This is a genomic window from Ectothiorhodospira shaposhnikovii (assembly GCF_047222355.1).
Classification (GTDB): Bacteria; Pseudomonadota; Gammaproteobacteria; order Ectothiorhodospirales; family Ectothiorhodospiraceae; genus Ectothiorhodospira.
Genome location: NZ_CP178333.1, coordinates 1,690,758 through 1,710,114 on the forward strand (window position 1 = coordinate 1,690,758; position 19,357 = coordinate 1,710,114).

At 64.7% G+C, this 19,357-nt stretch carries 20 protein-coding genes; 6 read left to right on the forward strand and 14 right to left on the reverse strand.

Annotated features, from left to right (window positions below; genetic code table 11):
* Positions 1–7 precede the first annotated feature (7 nt).
* From ACLF6L_RS07730 to alaC, 6 genes are all read right to left on the reverse strand, one after another.
* On the reverse strand, positions 8–844 hold the full coding sequence (locus tag ACLF6L_RS07730) for a CheR family methyltransferase (RefSeq protein WP_238616967.1): 837 nt from the start codon (positions 842–844) through the stop codon (positions 8–10).
* A complete protein-coding gene (locus ACLF6L_RS07735; protein WP_412852726.1) occupies positions 829–3,267 on the reverse strand; it encodes a methyl-accepting chemotaxis protein in 2,439 nt (812 codons plus the stop codon). Before ACLF6L_RS07735 ends, ACLF6L_RS07730 begins: the two co-directional genes overlap by 16 nt.
* Positions 3,268–3,301: 34 nt before the next feature.
* A complete protein-coding gene (locus ACLF6L_RS07740) occupies positions 3,302–3,805 on the reverse strand; it encodes a chemotaxis protein CheW (protein WP_238616966.1) in 504 nt (167 codons plus the stop codon).
* Positions 3,798–6,023, reverse strand: a complete 2,226-nt coding sequence (locus tag ACLF6L_RS07745; RefSeq protein WP_412852727.1) for a chemotaxis protein CheW — start codon at positions 6,021–6,023, stop codon at positions 3,798–3,800. Before ACLF6L_RS07745 ends, ACLF6L_RS07740 begins: the two co-directional genes overlap by 8 nt.
* 37 nt (positions 6,024–6,060) lie before the next feature.
* Positions 6,061–6,426: a response regulator gene (locus ACLF6L_RS07750; RefSeq protein WP_008931299.1), complete on the reverse strand. Its 366-nt coding sequence runs from the start codon at positions 6,424–6,426 to the stop codon at positions 6,061–6,063.
* Positions 6,427–6,620: 194 nt separating this feature from the next.
* On the reverse strand, positions 6,621–7,826 hold the full coding sequence (alaC, locus tag ACLF6L_RS07755) for an alanine transaminase (RefSeq protein WP_238616964.1): 1,206 nt from the start codon (positions 7,824–7,826) through the stop codon (positions 6,621–6,623).
* A gap of 138 nt (positions 7,827–7,964) precedes the next feature.
* On the opposite strand from alaC, the gene ACLF6L_RS07760 reads away from it, so the two are divergent.
* Positions 7,965–8,345, forward strand: a complete 381-nt coding sequence (locus tag ACLF6L_RS07760; protein ID WP_238616963.1) for an Mth938-like domain-containing protein — start codon at positions 7,965–7,967, stop codon at positions 8,343–8,345.
* An 18-nt stretch (positions 8,346–8,363) separates the two neighbouring features.
* Here the strand turns inward: ACLF6L_RS07760 and rpoS are convergent, their stop codons facing one another.
* From rpoS to surE, 5 genes are read right to left on the reverse strand one after another with little or no spacing between them, the layout of a single operon-like run.
* Positions 8,364–9,392: an RNA polymerase sigma factor RpoS gene (rpoS, locus tag ACLF6L_RS07765; RefSeq protein ID WP_238616962.1), complete on the reverse strand. Its 1,029-nt coding sequence runs from the start codon at positions 9,390–9,392 to the stop codon at positions 8,364–8,366.
* Positions 9,393–9,426: 34 nt separating this feature from the next.
* A complete protein-coding gene (locus ACLF6L_RS07770; RefSeq protein ID WP_412852728.1) occupies positions 9,427–10,368 on the reverse strand; it encodes a peptidoglycan DD-metalloendopeptidase family protein in 942 nt (313 codons plus the stop codon).
* A gap of 10 nt (positions 10,369–10,378) precedes the next feature.
* The gene (locus ACLF6L_RS07775; protein ID WP_238616960.1) at positions 10,379–10,963 is read right to left on the reverse strand and encodes a YqaA family protein; all 585 of its coding nucleotides are present in this window, start codon (positions 10,961–10,963) and stop codon (positions 10,379–10,381) included.
* Positions 10,960–11,598 (reverse strand): protein-L-isoaspartate(D-aspartate) O-methyltransferase, encoded by a 639-nt coding sequence (locus tag ACLF6L_RS07780; protein ID WP_412852760.1) that lies wholly within the window; start codon positions 11,596–11,598, stop codon positions 10,960–10,962. The genes ACLF6L_RS07775 and ACLF6L_RS07780 overlap by 4 nt, the downstream gene beginning before the upstream one ends.
* Before the next feature lie 23 nt (positions 11,599–11,621).
* Positions 11,622–12,374, reverse strand: coding sequence for a 5'/3'-nucleotidase SurE (gene surE / locus ACLF6L_RS07785; protein ID WP_238616958.1), 753 nt, complete (start codon positions 12,372–12,374; stop codon positions 11,622–11,624).
* A gap of 137 nt (positions 12,375–12,511) precedes the next feature.
* Between surE and ACLF6L_RS07790 the strand changes: the two genes are divergently transcribed.
* From ACLF6L_RS07790 to tsaB, 5 genes are all read left to right on the forward strand, one after another.
* Positions 12,512–13,054 (forward strand): Smr/MutS family protein, encoded by a 543-nt coding sequence (locus tag ACLF6L_RS07790; protein ID WP_238616957.1) that lies wholly within the window; start codon positions 12,512–12,514, stop codon positions 13,052–13,054.
* A gap of 128 nt (positions 13,055–13,182) precedes the next feature.
* On the forward strand, positions 13,183–13,767 hold the full coding sequence (locus tag ACLF6L_RS07795) for a DUF3365 domain-containing protein (RefSeq protein ID WP_238616956.1): 585 nt from the start codon (positions 13,183–13,185) through the stop codon (positions 13,765–13,767).
* Positions 13,768–13,771: 4 nt separating this feature from the next.
* A complete protein-coding gene (locus ACLF6L_RS07800; protein ID WP_412852729.1) occupies positions 13,772–14,545 on the forward strand; it encodes a Crp/Fnr family transcriptional regulator in 774 nt (257 codons plus the stop codon).
* Between the two features lies 1 nt (position 14,546).
* Positions 14,547–15,026, forward strand: a complete 480-nt coding sequence (locus ACLF6L_RS07805) for a PAS domain-containing protein (RefSeq protein ID WP_238616954.1) — start codon at positions 14,547–14,549, stop codon at positions 15,024–15,026.
* Positions 15,023–15,715 (forward strand): tRNA (adenosine(37)-N6)-threonylcarbamoyltransferase complex dimerization subunit type 1 TsaB, encoded by a 693-nt coding sequence (gene tsaB / locus ACLF6L_RS07810; RefSeq protein ID WP_238616953.1) that lies wholly within the window; start codon positions 15,023–15,025, stop codon positions 15,713–15,715. The genes ACLF6L_RS07805 and tsaB overlap by 4 nt, the downstream gene beginning before the upstream one ends.
* A gap of 18 nt (positions 15,716–15,733) precedes the next feature.
* Here tsaB and truD read toward each other — a convergent pair whose 3' ends face one another.
* From truD to ACLF6L_RS07825, 3 genes are read right to left on the reverse strand one after another with little or no spacing between them, the layout of a single operon-like run.
* Positions 15,734–16,765, reverse strand: coding sequence for a tRNA pseudouridine(13) synthase TruD (gene truD, locus ACLF6L_RS07815; RefSeq protein WP_238616952.1), 1,032 nt, complete (start codon positions 16,763–16,765; stop codon positions 15,734–15,736).
* A 24-nt stretch (positions 16,766–16,789) separates the two neighbouring features.
* Complete coding sequence (locus tag ACLF6L_RS07820; protein ID WP_412851346.1) at positions 16,790–18,730, reverse strand: ATP-dependent DNA helicase; 1,941 nt, start codon at positions 18,728–18,730, stop codon at positions 16,790–16,792.
* The gene (locus ACLF6L_RS07825; RefSeq protein ID WP_238616950.1) at positions 18,727–19,344 is read right to left on the reverse strand and encodes a tetratricopeptide repeat protein; all 618 of its coding nucleotides are present in this window, start codon (positions 19,342–19,344) and stop codon (positions 18,727–18,729) included. Before ACLF6L_RS07825 ends, ACLF6L_RS07820 begins: the two co-directional genes overlap by 4 nt.
* Positions 19,345–19,357 lie beyond the last annotated feature (13 nt).

The following is a 19,357-nucleotide window of genomic DNA, read 5'->3' on the forward strand; positions in this document are numbered from 1 at the left end:
TCAGGTCTCAAGCCCGAATGACAGGCTCGTAAATGGTCTTTCCCTTGAGCCGGAACAGATCCGCGGCATGGGCCAGGCTCTCCGAGTGCCCCACGAACAGCAATGAACCTGGGGGCATGAGAGGATGAAAGCGGCTCATCAGCCGGTATTGTGTCGGCTTGTCAAAATAGATCAACACGTTACGGCAGAATATGGCATCAAAAGGGCCTTTCAACGGCCAGGCGCCGCCCAGCAGGTTCAGGGTACGAAAGGTGACCAGTGACCTGACCTGGGGACGCAATCGGGCCATCCCCTCCTGACGACCGCGGCCACGCAGGAAAAAACGCCGCATCTCCTCCGCCGGCACCTTGCTCACCCGTTCCATGGCATAGATGCCCTCCGAAGCATGCTCCACCACCTGGGTGTCCAGATCGGTGGCCAGAATCTTCACCGGGGGCGTCCAGGAGCCGAAGGCATTGATGGCCGTCATCGCGATCGTATAGGGTTCCTCACCGGTCGAGCAGCCGGCGGACCAGATCCGCAACGGGCGCCGGTGCACCGCATGGGCATTGACCAGGTGCGCGGCCAGAACCGGAAAGTGATGGGACTCCCTGAAGAAGGCGGTCAGATTGGTGGTCAGGGCATTGACAAACTGCTCCCATTCCGGGGTGTCCACTTCCAGTCCATTCAGATACTGCTCAAAGGACTGCAGCCGGCAGGCCCGCAACCGCCGGGCAAGGCGACTATAGACCATGTCGCGCTTGCCCGGGTTGAGGGAGATACCGGCGTGGGCATGGATCAGGCCGCGGACGCGCTCGAAATCCTGATCGGTAAAGTGAAATTCCCGACTCAGAACTCCTCCCACTCGTCATCCGAGGGCTTGCTCGGCGGCGGTGTCTTTTTCACGCTGCCGGCGGCAGGTCTGGGCATCGCCTTGGTGGTCGACTGCGTCTTGGGTCTGGTGGCACCCGCCGCCGGCAGGGCCTTGCGCTGGGGCGGGGCCAGTACGGCCCCGGTCCCGATGCTCAGGTCATCCACCCGAAAGACACTGACCGCACGGGCCAGACCCTGGGCCTGTTCTTCCAGGGATTCGGCAGCGGCCGCCGCCTCTTCCACCAACGAGGCATTCTGCTGAGTCACGTCATCCATCTGGGTCACGGCGGTGTTCACCTGCTCGATCCCCGAGCTCTGCTCGTCGGCGGCGGCGGAGATCTCGGAAATCAGGTCAGCCACGCGCTTGACCTGATTCACCATCTCTTCCATGGCCTCGCCGGCTTCGAGCACCAGTTTACTGCCTTGGCTGATGGTGGCGGCATCCTCGGCGATCAGGGCCTTGATCTCCTTGGCGGCGGAGGCCGAACGTTGGGCCAGATTGCGCACCTCCCCCGCCACCACGGCAAAGCCCCGCCCCTGCTCACCGGCACGGGCCGCCTCCACCGCGGCGTTCAGGGCCAGGATATTGGTCTGGAAGGCAATACCATCGATGACCGTGATGATCTCGCTGATCTTTTCGGAGCTTTCGGTGATGGCCTTCATCGAGGTCACGGCTTCCCTGACCTTGTCGCCCCCCTGGGTCGCGGTTTCACGGGCGGTATTGGACAACTGATTGGCCTGACGGGCATTGTCGGCGGTCTGTTTCACCGTGGAGGTGAGCTGTTCCATGCTGGAGGCGGTTTCCTCCAGGCTGGAGGCCTGTTCCTCGGTCCGCTGGGACAGATCGGCGTTGCCCACCGAAATCTCCCGGGCCGCGGTATTGATGGCATCCACGGATTCCTTGATCTGGCCGATGAGTTCCTTGAGGCGATTCACCGTGCTGTTGGTATCGTTCTTGAGCTGGCCGAAAGTGCCTTCGTAGTCGCCGTTCACCTGTTGGGTCAGATCCCCGTGGGAGACCGCGTCCAGCACCCGGGCCACTTCCGCCAGTCCCGTGGCGGTCTTTTCCATCAGGGTATTGACGCCCTCGCCCAGACGCTTGAAGAAACCGCTCAGGTCTTCCGTGGGGATGCGCTTGGTGAAGTCCCCTTTCACGGCACCTTCCACCAGGGCGCTGACCTGCTCCTCCACGCGCAGCTCCTCGGTACGGTCCGTCCACTCGATCACCACGCCCACCCGTTCACCGCCGGTGTTCATAATGGGATTGGCCACCAGGCGGAAGGTGCGCCCGCCAATCTTGATCTGGGTGTCATGGGTGGAACGCATGGTGTCCATCATCTGACGCTGATGGGCCGGATTCTTGTGGAAGATATCCACGCTGGCACCCAGCACCTGATCCGGATTGAAGCTGGGCAGATCCTTGCGGATTTCGTTGGCGGCCCGGCGGAACATGCCCACCACTGCTTCGTTGACGTAGATGATCTGACCGCCGGGTTCGGACACCATCACACTGGAAGAGACACTGTCCAGGGCATAACGGATGCGCAGGTTTTCCGCCGCCACTCGCCGGGTCTCGGCAATGTCCGCCTTGAGCTTGGCCTGCATTTCCGAGAGGCCCTTGAGGGCCAGGCCGATCTCGTCCTTGCGGTCGGACTGGATCTTCTGATCGTAGTCACCCTCGCCGATGGCATGGAAATGGGTCACCAGCGCCTTGAGGGGCCGTACCATGCTGATGACGGTGAGTGTGGCCAGGGCAACGGCCAGCAGCAGGGCGATGGCGGCCAGCCAGACCAACTGACGAATCTCGGACTCGGAAGCCTCGACCGCCTCGGTGGCCTGGGCGCTTGCGCGGGCCATGTTGCCGGCCACCAGTTCATCGAAGGTGGCTCCCATGGTGTTGGACATGGGCACCATCCGGTTCATGGTGGCCCGGTATTCTTCCATCAACTGGTCGTAGCGCACCGGGTCCGTGGTGTTGATCATGGCCTCAATCAAACGATCGAGTTCGACATAAATGGTTCTCCAGGCCAGGTATTCCCCACTGAGCCGGGTGAAGACCCGCTGCCCTTCCTCCGTCATTCGGGGAATACTGCTGATCTCGTTCCAGTTGCGATCGATGATCTCCCAGGAGCGCGCCCGCTGGCTGGCGATGCTGCGCAGGGCCGTCTTGTCCGTATAGGCTTCATCCTGGACCAGGACCTCCACCGTCTGGGCCCGGATCACCATGCGCTCGGTATTGAGATTGCCCAGGGCCCGGATGGAGGGCAATCGATTGTCGCGGATCTGCTGTGAATAATTGGCCCAGCTACTGAAGCCCAGGTAGGCCTCGTAGGCGGCGTAGCCGAGGGCCAGGATCAGCACCCCACCGAGAAAACCGATCTTGATCCCTGCTGAAAGATTGTCGAACCAGCGCATGTGCGTATCCTCTACCGGTTTCTGAGCAAAATGACTAGATCGAGCCGGACTGAACCTGATCCACCAACCCCATCTCGCCACTGCTCATGAGTTTTTCGATATCCACCACGATGACCATGCGGTCATCCAGCGTGGCCAGCCCGTCGATATAGGCGGTGTCCAGAATGGCGCCGAATTCAGGCGCGGGACGGATCTGCTCGGACTTGAGGGCGATGACATCGGAAACACCGTCCACCACCATGCCCACCACCCGGCCGCTGATGTTGAGGATGATCACCACCGTGAACTGGTTGTACTCGGCCACCCCCAGATGGAACTTCAGGCGCATGTCGATGATCGGCACGATCACCCCGCGCATGTTGATCACGCCCTTGATGAAGTCGGGGGAATTGGCGATCTTCGTGACGGCATCGTAGCCGCGAATCTCCTGGACATTGAGGATATCGATGCCGTACTCCTCATCCCCCAGAGTGAAGGTCAAATATTCTCGACGGTCATCGCCGCTGATGCCCGCCCTGTCCTTCGGTGTCTCAGTCATGTGCCTGCTCCCGTGCCTCGGGGATTGCCGTTGAAAACCCGAACTTGCGATTGAGCCGCATCAGTTCGTCCACATCCAGGATCAGGGCGACCCTTCCATCGCCCATGATGGTGGCCCCGGACACCCCTTCCACCTTGCGATAATTGGTTTCCAGACTCTTGATCACAACCTGATGCTGGGCCATCAGCTCATCCACCAGCAGCGCTGCCCGACCCTCGTTGGTGTCCACGATCACCACGATGCCCTCTTCCAGGGCGGTCCTGCGCCTGCCACGGGAAAAGAGTCGGTCCAGCTCCACCAGGGGCAGGTAATCCCCGCCCACCTGGAAGACGCGGCCCTTGCCCGATATGGTCTTCGCCTGCTCGCGCCGGGGCTGGACCGACTCGCGGATGGCGGTCAGCGGCAGGATGAAGATCTCGTCTCCCATTCGCACCGACATGCCGTCCAGAATCGCCAGGGTCAGGGGCAGCCGGATCACGATGCGAGTGCCCTTGCCGGGTTCGGAGTCGATCTCCACCCGACCATTCATCTGTTCGATGTTCCGACGCACCACATCCATGCCCACGCCACGGCCGGAGATGTCGGTCACCTTCTCCGCGGTGGAGAAGCCCGGGGCAAAGATGAGCTGCCAGACCTCCTTGGGGGACGGGTGATCGGGCAGGGGAATGCCCTTCTCCGCGGCCTTGGCCAGCAACTTGTCCCGGTTGAGTCCGGCACCGTCGTCGCTCACCTCCACCACGATGTTGCCGCCTTGGTGGCTGGCACGCAGTACAATCTGTCCGGTGTCGGACTTGCCGGCGGCCAGACGCTGGGCCGGGGGTTCGATACCGTGGTCGATGCTGTTTCGCACCAGATGATTCAATGGATCGGCCAGACGCTCGATCAGGCCCTTGTCCAGCTCGGTATCCTCTCCCACCAGCTTGAGGTTGACCTTCTTTTGCAGGGAAGCGGCCGTATCGCGCACCACCCGGGGAAACCGATTGAACACGAAGCTGATGGGCATCATGCGGATGGACATGACAGCCTGCTGCAGATCCCGCGAATTGCGCTCAAGGTTGGACAGGCCGTTGAAGATGGACTGATGGCTGACCGGGTCCAGGCCCGACACCGACTCCGCCAGCATGGCATGGGAGATCACCAGCTCTCCCACCAGATTAATGAGCTGGTCCACCTTTTCCACGCTGACCCGGATGGAGGCATCACCGGCGGGCATCCGCCGCGCTGGAGGCTGACGTCCCTCTTCCGGTGGAGAACCGGTGCCGCTGGGAGGCGGGGTGGAGGCCGCCAGTTCCGCAATCTGGACCATCCCCGGACTACCGCCGAACAGACCATACCCGGGATGCTCCTGATCCAGCGCCTGCACCGCTCCCGGCGCATCTTCGAACAGGCCGAATCCCGGCTCCTCATCCGCGACCGACGCCGCGTCGGCGGAAATGTCGGGCAATGGTTCAAAAAAACCGTAACCGGGATCTTCATCCGCCGCCGGGGAATGATCCAGGACTTCCACCTGTACGCCGGCGGCATCACACACAAAGTCCAGCAATTCCACGATCTGGTCATGGGAGACCGGGGCGGTCAGTTGCCAGCACAGGGTATTCGCATCCGCCGCCTGGGATTCAAGGCGTCCCAACTCGCCCAGGGCCGACACCAGTCCATCCAGTGACGTGTCCGGCGTGAGTCCCGCCTGCGCTCGATGAATCCGGATCAACCAGACCGGACAGGACGGTTCAGCGTCGGCCGGAGCGAGGTCGGCCCCGTCCCGAGGCGTCCCGTCACGGGTGACCTGCCGGGACGGGGGGGCGGCTGTCGCGGGGATTGCCTGATCCGCCCCGACCACGGAGAGTCTTTCCAGTCTGCCACAGACCTCGGCGATGCGGGGATCTTCATAAATCCCCCCTTCCTGATGGGCTACCAGCTGAGCCTTGAGCACGTCACCGGCATCCAGAAAGGCATCCACCATGGCGGTGGTCGGCTGCAGCTCCTGCTTGCGCAGGCGGTCCAGCAGCGTCTCCAGCACATGGGTCACCTGAGCCATGTCGGTAAAACCAAAAGTACCGGCCCCGCCCTTGATGGAGTGGGCGGCACGAAAGATGGCGTTGAGCATCTCCTTGTCGGCCGACGTCACGTCCAGCTCCAGGAGCAGGCTTTCCATTTCGCTCAGGTGCTCGGCGGCCTCGTCGAAAAACACCTGATAAAACTGGCTCATGTCGATGGTCATGCCGCTTGTCCCCGCACGGGTTGTGGAGCCTCCTGATTCAGCCGATGACCTTGCGAACGACCTCCAGCAACTTCTGGGGATCAAAAGGCTTGACCAGCCACCCCGTCGCGCCGGCGGCACGTCCCTGGGCCTTCATGGCGTCCCCTGACTCGGTGGTCAGCATGAGGATGGGAGTCGTCTTGTACTGAGGCAGTCCTCGCAGGGCCTTGATCAGGCTGATGCCGTCCATGCGCGGCATGTTCTGATCGGTGAAGACCAGATCGAACCGACCCGCACGGGCCTTGTCGAGTCCGTCCTGACCATCCACGGCCTCGGTGACGGCATAACCCGCCCCCTTGAGCGTGAAGGTCACCATCTGACGAATCGAGGCGGAATCATCCACCGTGAGGATCGTTTTGGGCATTGGCATACTTCTCCTTATCTCTTACCCGTCATCATCGGCCCGGATTGAACATTCTTGAGCCTTGAAGGCCCCATTCCGGACACATCCTAAATTCAATCCAAAAGGATCGGTAGTCGGAACGTGACGAACTGCGCAAAAAAAAAGGGCGACCCGAAGGTCACCCCGTGTCGAAGTACAGGCTGACGGGCCGTCTTTCAGTCGTCGCGCCGGGCCTCGGCCCTGGCATCGGCCCGGAACATGGCCTTGATCCCACGCAAGGCCTGGCGAGTCCGGTGCTCGTTTTCGATCAGGCCGAAGCGAACATGGGTATCGCCGTAGGTGCCGAAACCGATCCCCGGGGAGACCGCCACCTTGGCATCCCGCAACAGCTTCTTGCAGAACTCCAGAGATCCCATGTGCCGATACTGTTCGGGGATGGGCGCCCACACGAACATGGTGGCCTTGGGCTTTTCCACCGGCCAACCCAGGGCATTGAGGCCGTCGCAAAGCACATCCCGGCGCACCCGATAGAGCTGCCGGATTTCCTCGACGCACTCCTGGGGACCTTCCAGGGCGGTGATGGCCGCCACCTGGATCGGGGTGAAGGTACCGTAGTCCAGGTAGGACTTGATCCGTCCCAGGGCGGACACCAGGGTGGGATTGCCGCACATGAAACCCACCCGCCAGCCGGGCATGTTGTAGGTCTTGGACAGGGTGTAGAACTCCACCGCCAGGTCCTTGGCGCCGGGCACCTGCAGGATGGAGGGCGCCTTGTAGCCGTCGAACACGATCTCGGCGTAGGCCAGGTCGTGAACCACCCAGATCTTGTGTTCCCGGGCAATGGCCACCACCTTCTCGAAGAACTCCAGTTCCACACACTGGGTGGTCGGGTTGGCGGGAAAATTCAGGATCAGCATCTTCGGACGCGGCCAGGAATCCTGGATGGCCCGCTCCAGTTCCGCAAAGAAGTCCACATCCGGAGTCAGCGGGACATGGCGGATATCGGCGCCAGCAATGACGCAGCCGTAGGGGTGAATGGGATAGGCCGGATTGGGCACCAGCACCGCGTCACCCGGTCCCAGGGTCGCCAGCGCCAGGTGGGCCAGACCTTCCTTGGAACCGATGGTGACGATGGACTCGGTTTCCGGGTCCAGATCCACATCATAAGTCTCCTTGTACCAGCGGCAGATGGCCCGACGCAGGCGTGGGATGCCCTTGGACATGGAGTAGCGATGGGTATCACCGCGCCGGGATGCCTCGACCAGCTTGTCGACGATGTGATCCGGGGTGGGCTGATCCGGATTCCCCATGCCGAAATCAATCACATCCTCGCCTCTGGCACGGGCCTTGGCCTTCAGGTCGTTGACGATGCTGAAGACGTAGGGGGGAAGGCGCTTGATTCTCGGAAACTCTTCGATCACAGGGGTAATCCGCGTTGCAGAAGGGAATGAAAGAGAAGACTGCAGATGAACCGGAAACGATACTGGGCACCCGAAAGGCTGTCAATCAGGGGCGGGCCGCACTTGCCTTGACGGCATCGCGGCGTTAGCTTCGACCCCATGAAGATGACACGCGAATACGGTGACGGCCGGCACGTGATCACGGCCCATGACGCCACCTGGGTGCAGGTCAACCAGACCCGCTATGAGGGCAGCCTGGTGGTCCTGCCCCATGCCCTCATCCCGGACTGGGGGATCGAACAACCGGATACACTGACGGCGGCCGCCCTGGAACCCATTCTGACACACACACCGGAGATCATCCTGCTGGGAACCGGTCCGGTGCTGAAGTTCCCGCCCCGGGATATCCTGCGTCTGTTCCGGGATCGCGGCATCGGCCTGGAAGTCATGGACACCCCGGCCGCCTGCCGTACCTACAACGTCATCATGAACGAAGGGCGGCGGGTGGCCGCCGCCCTGATGCTGCCGGGGCATGGATGACGCCCGCCGCGGGGCGCTTCAGTTCTGCAGCAGCGTCTCTTCGGAAAACCCCCGGCTTTCCAGGATCTTGCGCAGACGCTTCAAGGCATCCATCTGGATCTGCCGGACCCGTTCCCGGGTGACGCCCAGTTCAAGCCCCACCTGCTCCAGGGTGCTGCGCTCGAAGCCATGCAGCCCGAAGCGGCGCACGATCACTTCCCGCTGTTTTTCATCCAGCTCCATCAGCCACTCGTCCACATAGTGGATCACGTCCTCGTCCTGGATCAGTTCCGAGGGCTCCGGGGTCTGCTCGTCGGGAATCACATCCAGCAGGGGACGGTCGCTCTCCTTGCCGATGGGCAGGTCCACTGACGTCACCCGCTCCGACAGTGCCAGCATCTTCTTCACATCCTGCACCGGTTTGTCCAGGTGTCTGGCCACCTCTTCCGCCGTCGGCTCGTGATCCAGTTCCTGAGCCAGTTGGCGGGAGGCCCGCAGGTAGACGTTCAGTTCCTTGATGACGTGGATGGGCAGGCGAATGGTGCGTGTCTGATTCATGATCGCACGCTCGATGGTCTGGCGGATCCACCAGGTGGCATAGGTGGAAAAGCGGAACCCCCGTTCCGGGTCAAACTTTTCCACGGCGCGGATCAGACCCAGGTTGCCCTCTTCGATGAGATCCAGCAGGGCCAGGCCGCGATTCATGTAACGGCGGGCAATCTTGACCACCAGGCGCAGATTGCACTCGATCATCTTGCGACGGCCGTACTCGTCCCCCTGCTGGGCCAGGCGCGAGTAATGGACCTCCTCCTCCGGTGTCAGGAGGGGCGAGAACTCGATCTCGCTCAGATAGATCCGAGTGGCATCCATGTCGCTCTTGGGAACTTCGCCCGCGGCGAAGACCATGGGCTCCCCGTCGTCTTCCGACTCATCGACCGCCTCTGCCTCATCCGGCAGGGATGCCGCCGATTCCTGTGCCTCCGGGTCCAGCGGCCCATCCCTGACATCGTCCTCCAGTCTCTCCTCCACATCCTCGTACACGGGGTTCTCGTCTCGCCTTTTGGGCATGTGACCTCCTGTGCGGGGCTGCCACGCCCCTTGATTATCGGCCCGGCATGTAGCGCAGGGGATCCACCGGCTTGCCGTCCTCGCGGATTTCGAAATGCAGCATGGGACGATCCGTACCGGTATCCCCCAGCAAGGCGATCTGCTGCCCTGCGGATACCATGGCACCTTCATTTACAAGGATTTTTTCATTATGGCCGTAAGCACTTAAGTAACTGTCGTTATGCTTGATGATGATAAGCTTTCCATATCCGACAAGTCCACTGCCGCTGTAGACCACCCGACCCGGGGCCGCGGCACGCACCGGCTGGCCCCGCTGACCGGCGATGGCAATACCTTTCTTCCCGGTTCCCTGGGCATCGAATCGACGAATGACCTGCCCTTCGGTGGGCCACTGCCACACCAGGGGACCGGTGGCCGCCTGGGCGGGGGTGGCGGTGGGGGTGGTCGGCTCACGCACCGGCTGGGCCACGGGGGCCGGCCGGGGCGGCGTGGAACTGGCCGGTGAAGACGGCCGCGGCGTCGGGGCCGGAGAGGATGAAGTCGGGGGCGGGGCCGATGCGGTGGGAGCGGGACGCGTGGCGGGAGGCGCGGAAGCGGAAGCCGTCGGCGTCGGCGTCGGCGTCGGCGTCGGCGTGGCCGCCCGCGGCGGCGGCTCGGTCCGGGTTTCCCGGGGCGTCGCCGCCGTGGTCCGCGGCGCCGGCGTGGTGGCCGGTGTCGGTGCCGATGCCGTCCTGGACTGCCCAGGCGGCGGATTCATCCGCAGGCGCTGACCGGGATAGATGGTGTAGGGCTCCCTGATCCCGTTCCAGCGGGCCAGTTCCTGCCATTCCAGGCCATAGCGCCAGGCGATGGAATAGAGGGTTTCATGCTGGCGCACGGTATAGGTGCCGGAACGGAACGCCGGCTCTTCGGGCTTGATGGCGGCACAGCCCGATACCAGCAGTAACAGCAGCAGAATAAGTGCCAGTCCCTTCACCGTGTCTTGTTCATCCCAGCCATTGATAGAGGGCAACCGCCAGCAGCAGGCAGACCACCGTCAGCCATCCCAGCCATTCGATATAGGGCCGCAATTTTGGTTCCACCCGAGGTCCCAGCCAGCTGATCAGCAAGGCCACGGCAAAGAACCGCGCCCCCCGCCCCAGGAACGAAGCAATGATGAAGGGCAGCAGGGCCATGGACAGGGCACCGGCGGTGATGGTGAACAGCTTGTAGGGAATGGGCGAGAACCCGGCCACCAGCACCACCCACACCCCCCAGACGGTAAACCATTCCTGGGCCAGCGACAGCTCTTCCCCATACCCGGCATTGACGATCACCGGCTCGAGCATGCCGAAGGCCAGATAGCCGAGCACATAGCCCAGCACCCCGCCCAATACCGAGAACAGGGTGGTGATGAAGGCCAGATACAGGCCCTGATGGGGTCTGGCCGCCGCCATCGGGGCCAGCATCACATCCGGCGGCACCGGGAAAAAGGATGACTCGGCAAAGGACAGGGCCGCCAGATAGCGGGGGGCATGGCGGTGGCGAGACCAGCCCATGACCCGATCATAGAGTGGACCGAACAGCCTCATGGCACCTCTCCCGGCAGCAGGGGCACGAAACTCACCGGCCCCAGTTCATCCTTCACGAACGCCTTGCTGGTACGGGTGATGCGCACCAGAGACTGGGTCTCGTTCTCTCCCCCCACCGGGGCCAGCAGTCTCCCGCCCACCTTGAGCTGCAACAACAGAGCCTCGGGCAATTGCCGGGGCGCCGCGGTGAGCAGGATGCCGTCATAGGGCGCATGCTCCGGCCAGCCTTGGGTGCCGTCGGTGTGGCGCAGGCTGACATTGTGCAGACGCATGCTGCTGAGCACCTCCCGGGCACGACGCTGCAGGGGCCGGACCCGTTCCAGGCTGACCACGCGCCCCACCAGCTGGGCCAGGACGGCCGCCTGATACCCGGACCCGGTGCCCACCTCCAGCACCAGCTCCGGCACCCCGTCTTCCAGCAGGGCCTCGGTCATCCGGGCCACGATATAGGGCTGGGAAATGGTCTGGCCGAAACCAATGGGCAAGGCCGTGTTCTCGTAGGCACGATGGGCCAGTGCTTCATCCACGAACAGGTGTCGCGGGGTGGAGCGCATCACTTCCAGCACCCGTGGGTCGCGGATGCCCAGCTCCTGCAGCCGGCGGGCCAGCCGATCCCGGGCACGCTGGGAGGTCATGCCGATTCCCGCAAGATCGTGGTTCAAGCCCGCTCTCCCGTCAGCCAGCGACTCACCACATCCATGGCATCGTAACGGGTCAGGTCCACCTGGATCGGCGTGACGGAGACATACCCGGAACGGATGGCATGAAAATCCGTGCCGGGTCCGGCATCCTGTTCCGGCCCTGCGGGACCCACCCAGTAAATGGGACGGCCCCGGGGATCGGTGGAACGGGTCACCGGCTCCGCCTTGTGACGGTGGCCCAGACGAGTGGCCTGAAAACCGCGGATCTCATCCCAGGGCAGGTTCGGAACATTCACATTGAGGATGGTGTCGGACGGCAGGGGCATGTTGCGCAACCGTTCCAGCAGTTCCAGCACGGCCCGGGCGGCGGAATCGAAGTGTTGACAGGGATACCCGGCCAGGGAGACGGCGATGGCCGGCAAACCGAGAAAACGACCTTCCATGGCGGCGGCCACGGTGCCTGAATAGAGCACGTCATCCCCCAGGTTGGCGCCCGCGTTGATGCCCGAGATCACCATGTCCGGCTCTTCCGCCAACAGGCCGGTGATGGCCAGATGGACACAGTCCGTCGGCGTGCCGTCCACCCGCACGTCGCCGTTGTCGAGGATTTCAGGCCGCAACGGACGGGACAGGGTGAGGGAATTACTGGCACCACTGCGATCACGGTCCGGTGCCACCACATGGACGTCGGCACAGGTTCTGAGGGCCTTGGCCAGCAGTTGCAGGCCCGGCGCGTGGACACCATCATCGTTACTGAGCAGTATGCGCATATCGAGTCACTTTGAAGTCAAGCGGTTAATATACTGGAAAGCCTGTCCCCGGCGCATGTCCGGCGCATCTTTCCGACCGACAAACCCAGGCAGCCGACACCCGTCCAGACTCAAGCCACCGGCAACGGATTCCTGACATGCCGCCTTCCGATTCGCAGGATGATGACTTTGACCTCTTCCGCCAGGCCGTCGGCCCGGTGGCGCCCGTGCACACCGACCGGGCCATGCTGCAGCCACGGCGGCCGCCGCCTCGCCCCCGTCAGACCGAGGCCGAACATCGCCGTGCCCTGGAGGACATGATCGATGATCCCTTTCAGGTCACCGACATCCAGCCCGGCGACGAACTCATCTACATGCGCGAAGGTCTGCAGCGCCAGGTATTCAAGAAGCTGCGGCGGGGCCATTACCGGATCGGAGCGGAACTGGACCTGCACGGCATGACGGCCCGCGAAGCCCATGAAGAGATGGTGCTGTTCCTGGCCGCCGCCAGGGAGCGACGCCTGCGCTGTGTCCGCATCATCCACGGCAAGGGCCTGCGCTCCAGCAACCGGGGTCCGGTACTCAAGAGCCGGGTGGCCCACTGGCTGCAACAGCGCGCGGAGGTTCTGGCCTTCTGCTCCGCCCGACCCGCGGACGGTGGCACCGGTGCCGTGCTGGTGCTGCTCCGACTCAGTGACTGAGGAACGCAAAAGCCCCCCGGAAAAGGCATCTTTCGATAGCCAGGTAAGTTCCATACCATGCTAGTATGAAAAGCATGAGAAAGACCCATGGTTAGGCCGTATCCGCCGTGTTGCCCGGAGGGCATGACATGAAACGATATCCATTGACCACGCTGGCGATCCTGCTGCTCGCTACCGGCAGCCTGGGCCTGTCTGCCCAGGAACTGCCCCCGGAGACCCAATCCCGGGTCGATGCCAGCCGCGCCGCCGTGCAGCATTTCGGCGGCAGTCTGCAAGGGGAACTCAAACAGGCACTCGAGAGCGGCGGCCCCCTGCACGCAATCGAGGTCTGCAGTCAGCGGGCCGGAGAGATTTCGCGGGATGTATCCACCGACCGGCGGCTGGAGATCGGCCGTACCAGTCTCAGGATCCGCAATCCCGAGAATGCCCCGGACGCCTGGGAGCGGCTGGTCCTGGAATCCTTCGAGGCCAGGCTGGCGGCCGGGGAATCCCCTCAGACCATGGAATTCTACGAAATCTATCAGCGCGGGGAAGTGCGTGAGTTCCGGTACATGCGTGCCATCCCCGTCGGCGAAGCCTGCCTGACCTGCCACGGTCAGGAAATCCGCTATGACGTGGAACATGCCCTGCTGCGCATGTATCCCGACGACCAGGCCCGCGGCTATGAAGAAGGTCAGATAAGGGGAGCGTTCACCGTTGTCCAACCCATGTGATCCGATGCTGGGCGCTGAAGACCCGGCGATTCCCCATCGGCGGCGCAAGCATGCCCTGCCGGGTCGTCCCGTGGCGCCCCAAATGGACAACGACTGCCGTCGCTGTCCGGTCAGGGGTGTCAGCCTGTTCGGCGACCTGCCGGACGAGGTGGTGTTCAGCCTCAACAACCCGGCGGAACATCTGGACCTGCCCGCGGGTCATGTTCTTTACCGGGAAGGTGCCGCGGCCAACGCCGCGTTCACCCTCAAGGACGGCGTGATCAAGCTGACCCGCACCGCCGTGAATGGTCGTGACCAGATCCTGCGCCTGCTGACCCGGGGAGACGTGATGGGGGCGGAAGGCTTGATGGGCCTTGCCTACAACCACACGGCCACCACCCTGACCCCGGTCCAGATCTGCCGCCTGCCGCTGCCGGTGCTCAAGCAGTTGCAGGCGGAACATCCCACCCTGAATCATGCCCTGCTGGCCCGCTGGGCAGTGGCCCTGCAGCAGGTGGAAAACCTGGCCCTGGAACTGGGCACCAAAAAGGCCAGCGAACGACTCGCCACCTTCCTGCTTTACTGGCGGGCCAAGAACGGCCACTACCCCAGCATGCCCCTGCCGCTGTCCCGCACCGAGACCGGTGAACTGCTGGGCCTCACGGTGGAGACCGTCAGCCGGTTCTTCGCCGACTGGAAACGACGGGGTTATCTGTCCGAAAAGGCGGGCATCATCCATCTCCACAACCTGGAAGCCCTGGAGACCCTGAGCGGCTCGGAATCCCTCTCCCGGATCTGACATGGCACGCGAACGTCTGATTGATCCCGCCCTGCTCGCCCTGGCGGTGGACGCCTGCAATGACGGCGTGACCATTGCCGAGCGGGAGGGCGAGGACACCATCCTGATCTACGTGAACGAAGGCTTTGAACGGCTGACCGGTTATCGCGCCGATGAGATTCTGTACCAGGACTGTCGTTTCCTGCAGAACGATGATCGGGATCAGGCCGCCCTGGCGCAAATCCGCGACGCCATGGAACGCGGCATCCCCTGCCGGGTGCGGTTGCGCAACTACCGCAAGGACGGCAGCCTGTTCTGGAACGAACTGAGCATCACGCCGGTATTCAATGACGAGGACCGGCTGACCTACTACATCGGCATCCAGAAGGACATCACCGACCAGGTGGAGGCCGAGCAGGCCCTGGAAGCCGCCCGCCGGGAACTGAGCCGACTCGGTGCCCTGCCCCGGACCCACAACCACCCCGGTGAAGACCCCGAATGAAACTGCTGGCCATTGAAACCGCCACCGAGGCCTGTTCCGCCGCCCTGCTCCTGGACCGGGATGTCTGGGTCCGTTTCGAGGTGGAACCCCGCGCTCATGCCCGCCTGATCCTGCCCATGATGGAGGGGCTGCTGGCGGAGGCGGGCCTGTCCCTGGGGCAGCTGGATGCCCTGGCCTTCGGCCGGGGGCCGGGGGCCTTTACCGGGGTCCGGATCGCCGTCGGGGTGATCCAGGGTGCCGCCTTTGCCGCCGATCTGCCGGTAGTGCCCGTCTCCACCCTGGCGGCACTGGCCCAGCAGGGTCTGGATGAAGGGGCGGACCAGGTACTGGCCGCCCTGGATGCGCGCATGGGAGAAGTCTACTGGGGCGCCTTCCGGGGAGACGAGGACGGCCTGGCCGTCGCAGCAGGCGAGGAACGGGTCTGCCCCCCCGAGGATGCCCCCCTGCCGGAATGGCGGGGCTGGCTGGGGGTGGGCCATGGCTGGTCAGCCCACGGGACGGTGCTGACCAGCCGCTTCGGGGACTGCCTGAGCGGAAGGCCGATGCCGGACGCCCTGCCCAGTGCCGCCGAGGTGGCCCGGCTTGCCGCCCGGGATTTCACCCGGGGCCGGGCGGTCCCGGCGGAATCGGCCCTGCCGGTGTACCTGCGCAACCGGGTGGCGGAAAAACCCCGGCATCAGGCCCTCTGACGGGAGGGTTCTTTTACGTCAACCCTCCCCGCCGTCGGCCCCGGTGTCGGCGAAGACCTCGACCAGGGTGGTGGCAAAGGCGCCGGCGGGCAGCGTGAAACCCAGCCGCAGGGTCTGTTCCTCCTCCCACTCCCAGGTCAGCGCCTGTGGGCGGATGCGCAGGGCACGCCGTTCCTGGGTCAGACCCGCCGCCTCCAGCCCTCGGGCCAGAACCGGCACGGTCGCCGCGACACCGGCCTCCAGCGCCGCCACCGCCCCCATCGTCGCCGGATCGCCCCGGCCCCACAAGGGACCGGTCACATGCAGAGCCTGGGCCGCCAGCCGCTCGGGTACCGTGGGATCGTCCTCCTGATAAATAAAGAAGCTGCCCCGTCCATCCAGCTGCAGGGCATCACCGGGCAGGGCCTGATCCCAGGTCCCATCCTCAAGCCGGGCCGCCAGGACGCGGTTGAAGATCTCCGAACGGGCCGCGGACAGGTAGATCCCCCGCAGCTTCTGGTCGCGTACCTGCAGGGTACCCTGGAACAGGGCCTCGGCCCTGGCGATATTGCCGCCGTCACGACCAAAGCGTTGGGCACCGAAAAAGTTGGGCACTCCACGCTGTCGCATCATCGCCAGTCTGGCCTGTGCCGCGTCCCGATCCCCCTCGCACCGACGTAGCACCAGCACGAACCGGTTGCCCTGCAGATGACCGGTCTGGAGCTTTCGGCGGTGTCGCCGTGCCTCCAGGACTTCCACTTCCGGCGGCAGGTGTTCGGACCAGACCGGCGCCTCCCGACCCGGCAGGTGGACGCTGAACCACTGGGTGGTCACCGCATGGCGGTCCTTGCGGCCCGCATACCCGACGGCACGGCGCGGCACACCGGCGATGCGTCCCAACAGGGCGGCGACGGTATCGGTATTCATGCCCCGCTTGCGGATGCTCAGCCAGACATGCTCACCCTCCCCCTCGGGCAGGGTCGCGGGGATCTCCTCCACCAGGAAGTCTTCGGGCCGGTGACGCAGGATGGCCGTCAGGGGACGGGCAAGGGGGGCGTGAAAGGGGGTCATCAGGCACTCGATCGGGTTTAAGGTTCAGGCTTGCGGGCAGGACGGCTCGCCCAGACCCTGCAAGAAGGTCCGGGCCTGGTCAAGATCCCGGACCCGGCCCACCGGTGGCAGACTTTTCATGAAGATGCGGCCATAGGATTTGGTCTGCAGACGGGGATCACACAGCACCAGCAACCCCTTGTCATCCGGGTCACGGATCAGGCGGCCCACCCCCTGCTTGAGGGCGATCACCGCTTGGGGAATCTGCAACGACGTGAAGGGGCTGCCGCCCTCGCGACGGATGGCCTCCATGCGGGCTTCCAGCACCGGATCACCGGGCGAGGCAAAGGGCAGACGGTCGATGATCACGCAACTGAGCGCCCGCCCCCGCACATCCACCCCTTCCCAGAAACTCTGCGCCCCCAGCAGGACACCGTTGCCCGCCTCGCGAAAGCGCGCCACCAGCTCCTGCCGGGGCGCGGTACCCTGTACCAGAACCGGTCGATCCAGGCGTCGGGACAGCCAGGCGGCGGCGGCCTGCAGAGCCTTGTGGCTGGTGAACAGCATGAAGGTGCCACCCGGGTTGGCCTCGATCACCGGCAGAACCGCCTGCGCCATTGCTGTCGTATAACCGGGGTCATTGGGTTCGGGCAGCCCCGAGGGAATGTAGAGCCGGGCATTGGTGGCATAATCAAACGGGCTGTCCAACTGCAGGCCACGGGGCACCCCGAGGCCCAGGCGCCGGTTGAAGTGATCAAAACGGCCATCCACCGACAGGGTGGCCGATGTGAACACCCAGGCGCTGTCACAGGCCCCGCGATGCTGGCGGAACAATCCCGCCACATCCAGCGGGGTCAGATGCAGGCTGAAGGTCCGGGTCCAGGTTTCGTACCACTGCACCGCGTCTTCCTGGGGGCCGTCGAACAGGGCCAGACGCTGCATCTGATCCAGCGCTCGCCGGGCGCACCCCTCCAGGCCCTTGCCCCGCTCCGCCGCCACCGCCAGGGCCTCGGCCAGGGACTCCAGGGCCGCGCGCAGGCCCTGCAGGGCCTCGTCCATGCCGGGGGTGGCCGCCAGCACCGGCCAGGGAGCACGGCGCATGCCCTCCCCCATGGCCAGCCGGAAATCCTTCACCGCCTTGCCCAGCCCATTCGCACGCTCCCGTAACTGGGGCATGTCCGGGGCCTCGTTCACCTGCTCGGAAACCGTATCCCGGGCCAGTTCCAGCAACTGCCTGGCGCTGAGACTGACACCGAAGAAACTGCCGGCCACTTCCGGCAACTGATGGGCCTCGTCCAGGATGAAGGCCTCGGCCGCCGGCAGCAGCTCGCCAAACCCCTCGTCCTTGAGTGCCAGGTCCGCGAACAGCAGGTGGTGATTGATCACCACCAGATCCGCCTCCTGGGCGCGACGCCGGGCTCGCAACACGTAACACCCCGCATACTCGGGACACTCCGTCCCCAGGCAGTTGTCCGCCGTGGAGGTCACCCGGGGCCAGATCTCCGCATCCTCCGCCAGTTGGGACAGTTCGGCGGTATCTCCGGTGCGGGTTCCCGCCGCCCAGCGTTCCACCAGGCGCAGGGGGGCGTGCAGGCGGGCCTCCAGCTGCGGACCTTCTGCCGCGGTCAGGCGGAGGCGATGGGGGCACAAATAGTTCGAACGCCCCTTGAGCAGGGCACAGCGCACCGACAGCCCCAGCGTCCGGCAGATCAGCGGCAGGTCCTTGTGAAACAGCTGATCCTGCAGATTGCGGGTGCCGGTGGAGACGATGACCTTGCGACCACTGAGCAGGGCCGGCACCAGATAGGCAAAGGTCTTGCCCACGCCGGTCCCCGCTTCCACCACGAGGGTATCCTGGTCCTCCAGGGCCTGGGCCACGGCGGCGGCCATCTGCTGCTGGGGCAGACGGGCACGAAAGCCCTCGATGGCATTCGCCAGGGGGCCGTCATCCCCGAGCCATTCGGCCGCCTCGCCCGGACCGGTCATCCGGTGCGTCCCGGTTGCAGCGCCCGGGCACGCTCAAGGGCCTCCATGGCCCCCCGTTCATCCCCCCGCAGACGCCGGGCCTGGGCAATGATGCGCCAGTTGTCCGACTGCAGGGCACGATCACTTCTGGCCAGACCGTTGGACTTGGCGGCCAGGCTCTCCGCCTCATCCGCCTGCCCCTGGTGCAGCCGCACCATGGCCAGCTGGTGCCAAAGCCGGGCATCGTCCGGGGCAATGCGCAGAGCCCGCTCCAGGGCGGCGGCGGCACGTTCGGGCTGGCCGGCGGCCATGTGACGGTCCGCATCCCCGGCCAAGGCCACCACGGCGGGAGGCTGCTGGGGCCGGGCGGTGACCGGCGGCACCGGGCGCGCGGGTTCGGCGGCGGACGGACGCTGGGTCCGGGTGTCGCCGGCAATCACCGGGGCCTGGGGAGCACGCACCTCCGGCTGGGGGGCCGGGGCCGGGATCGGAGCCGGGGCCTGCGGTACCGGCGCGGGCGCCGGGACGGGCGTGCGGGGCGGCGGCCGCATGTCGGGGACGGCGGCACAGCCCGACAGCAACACCAGCAACGCCAGGGCGGCCGGATATCGGCAGGATCGGTCAAGGGATCTCACAAACGGCTCCTCC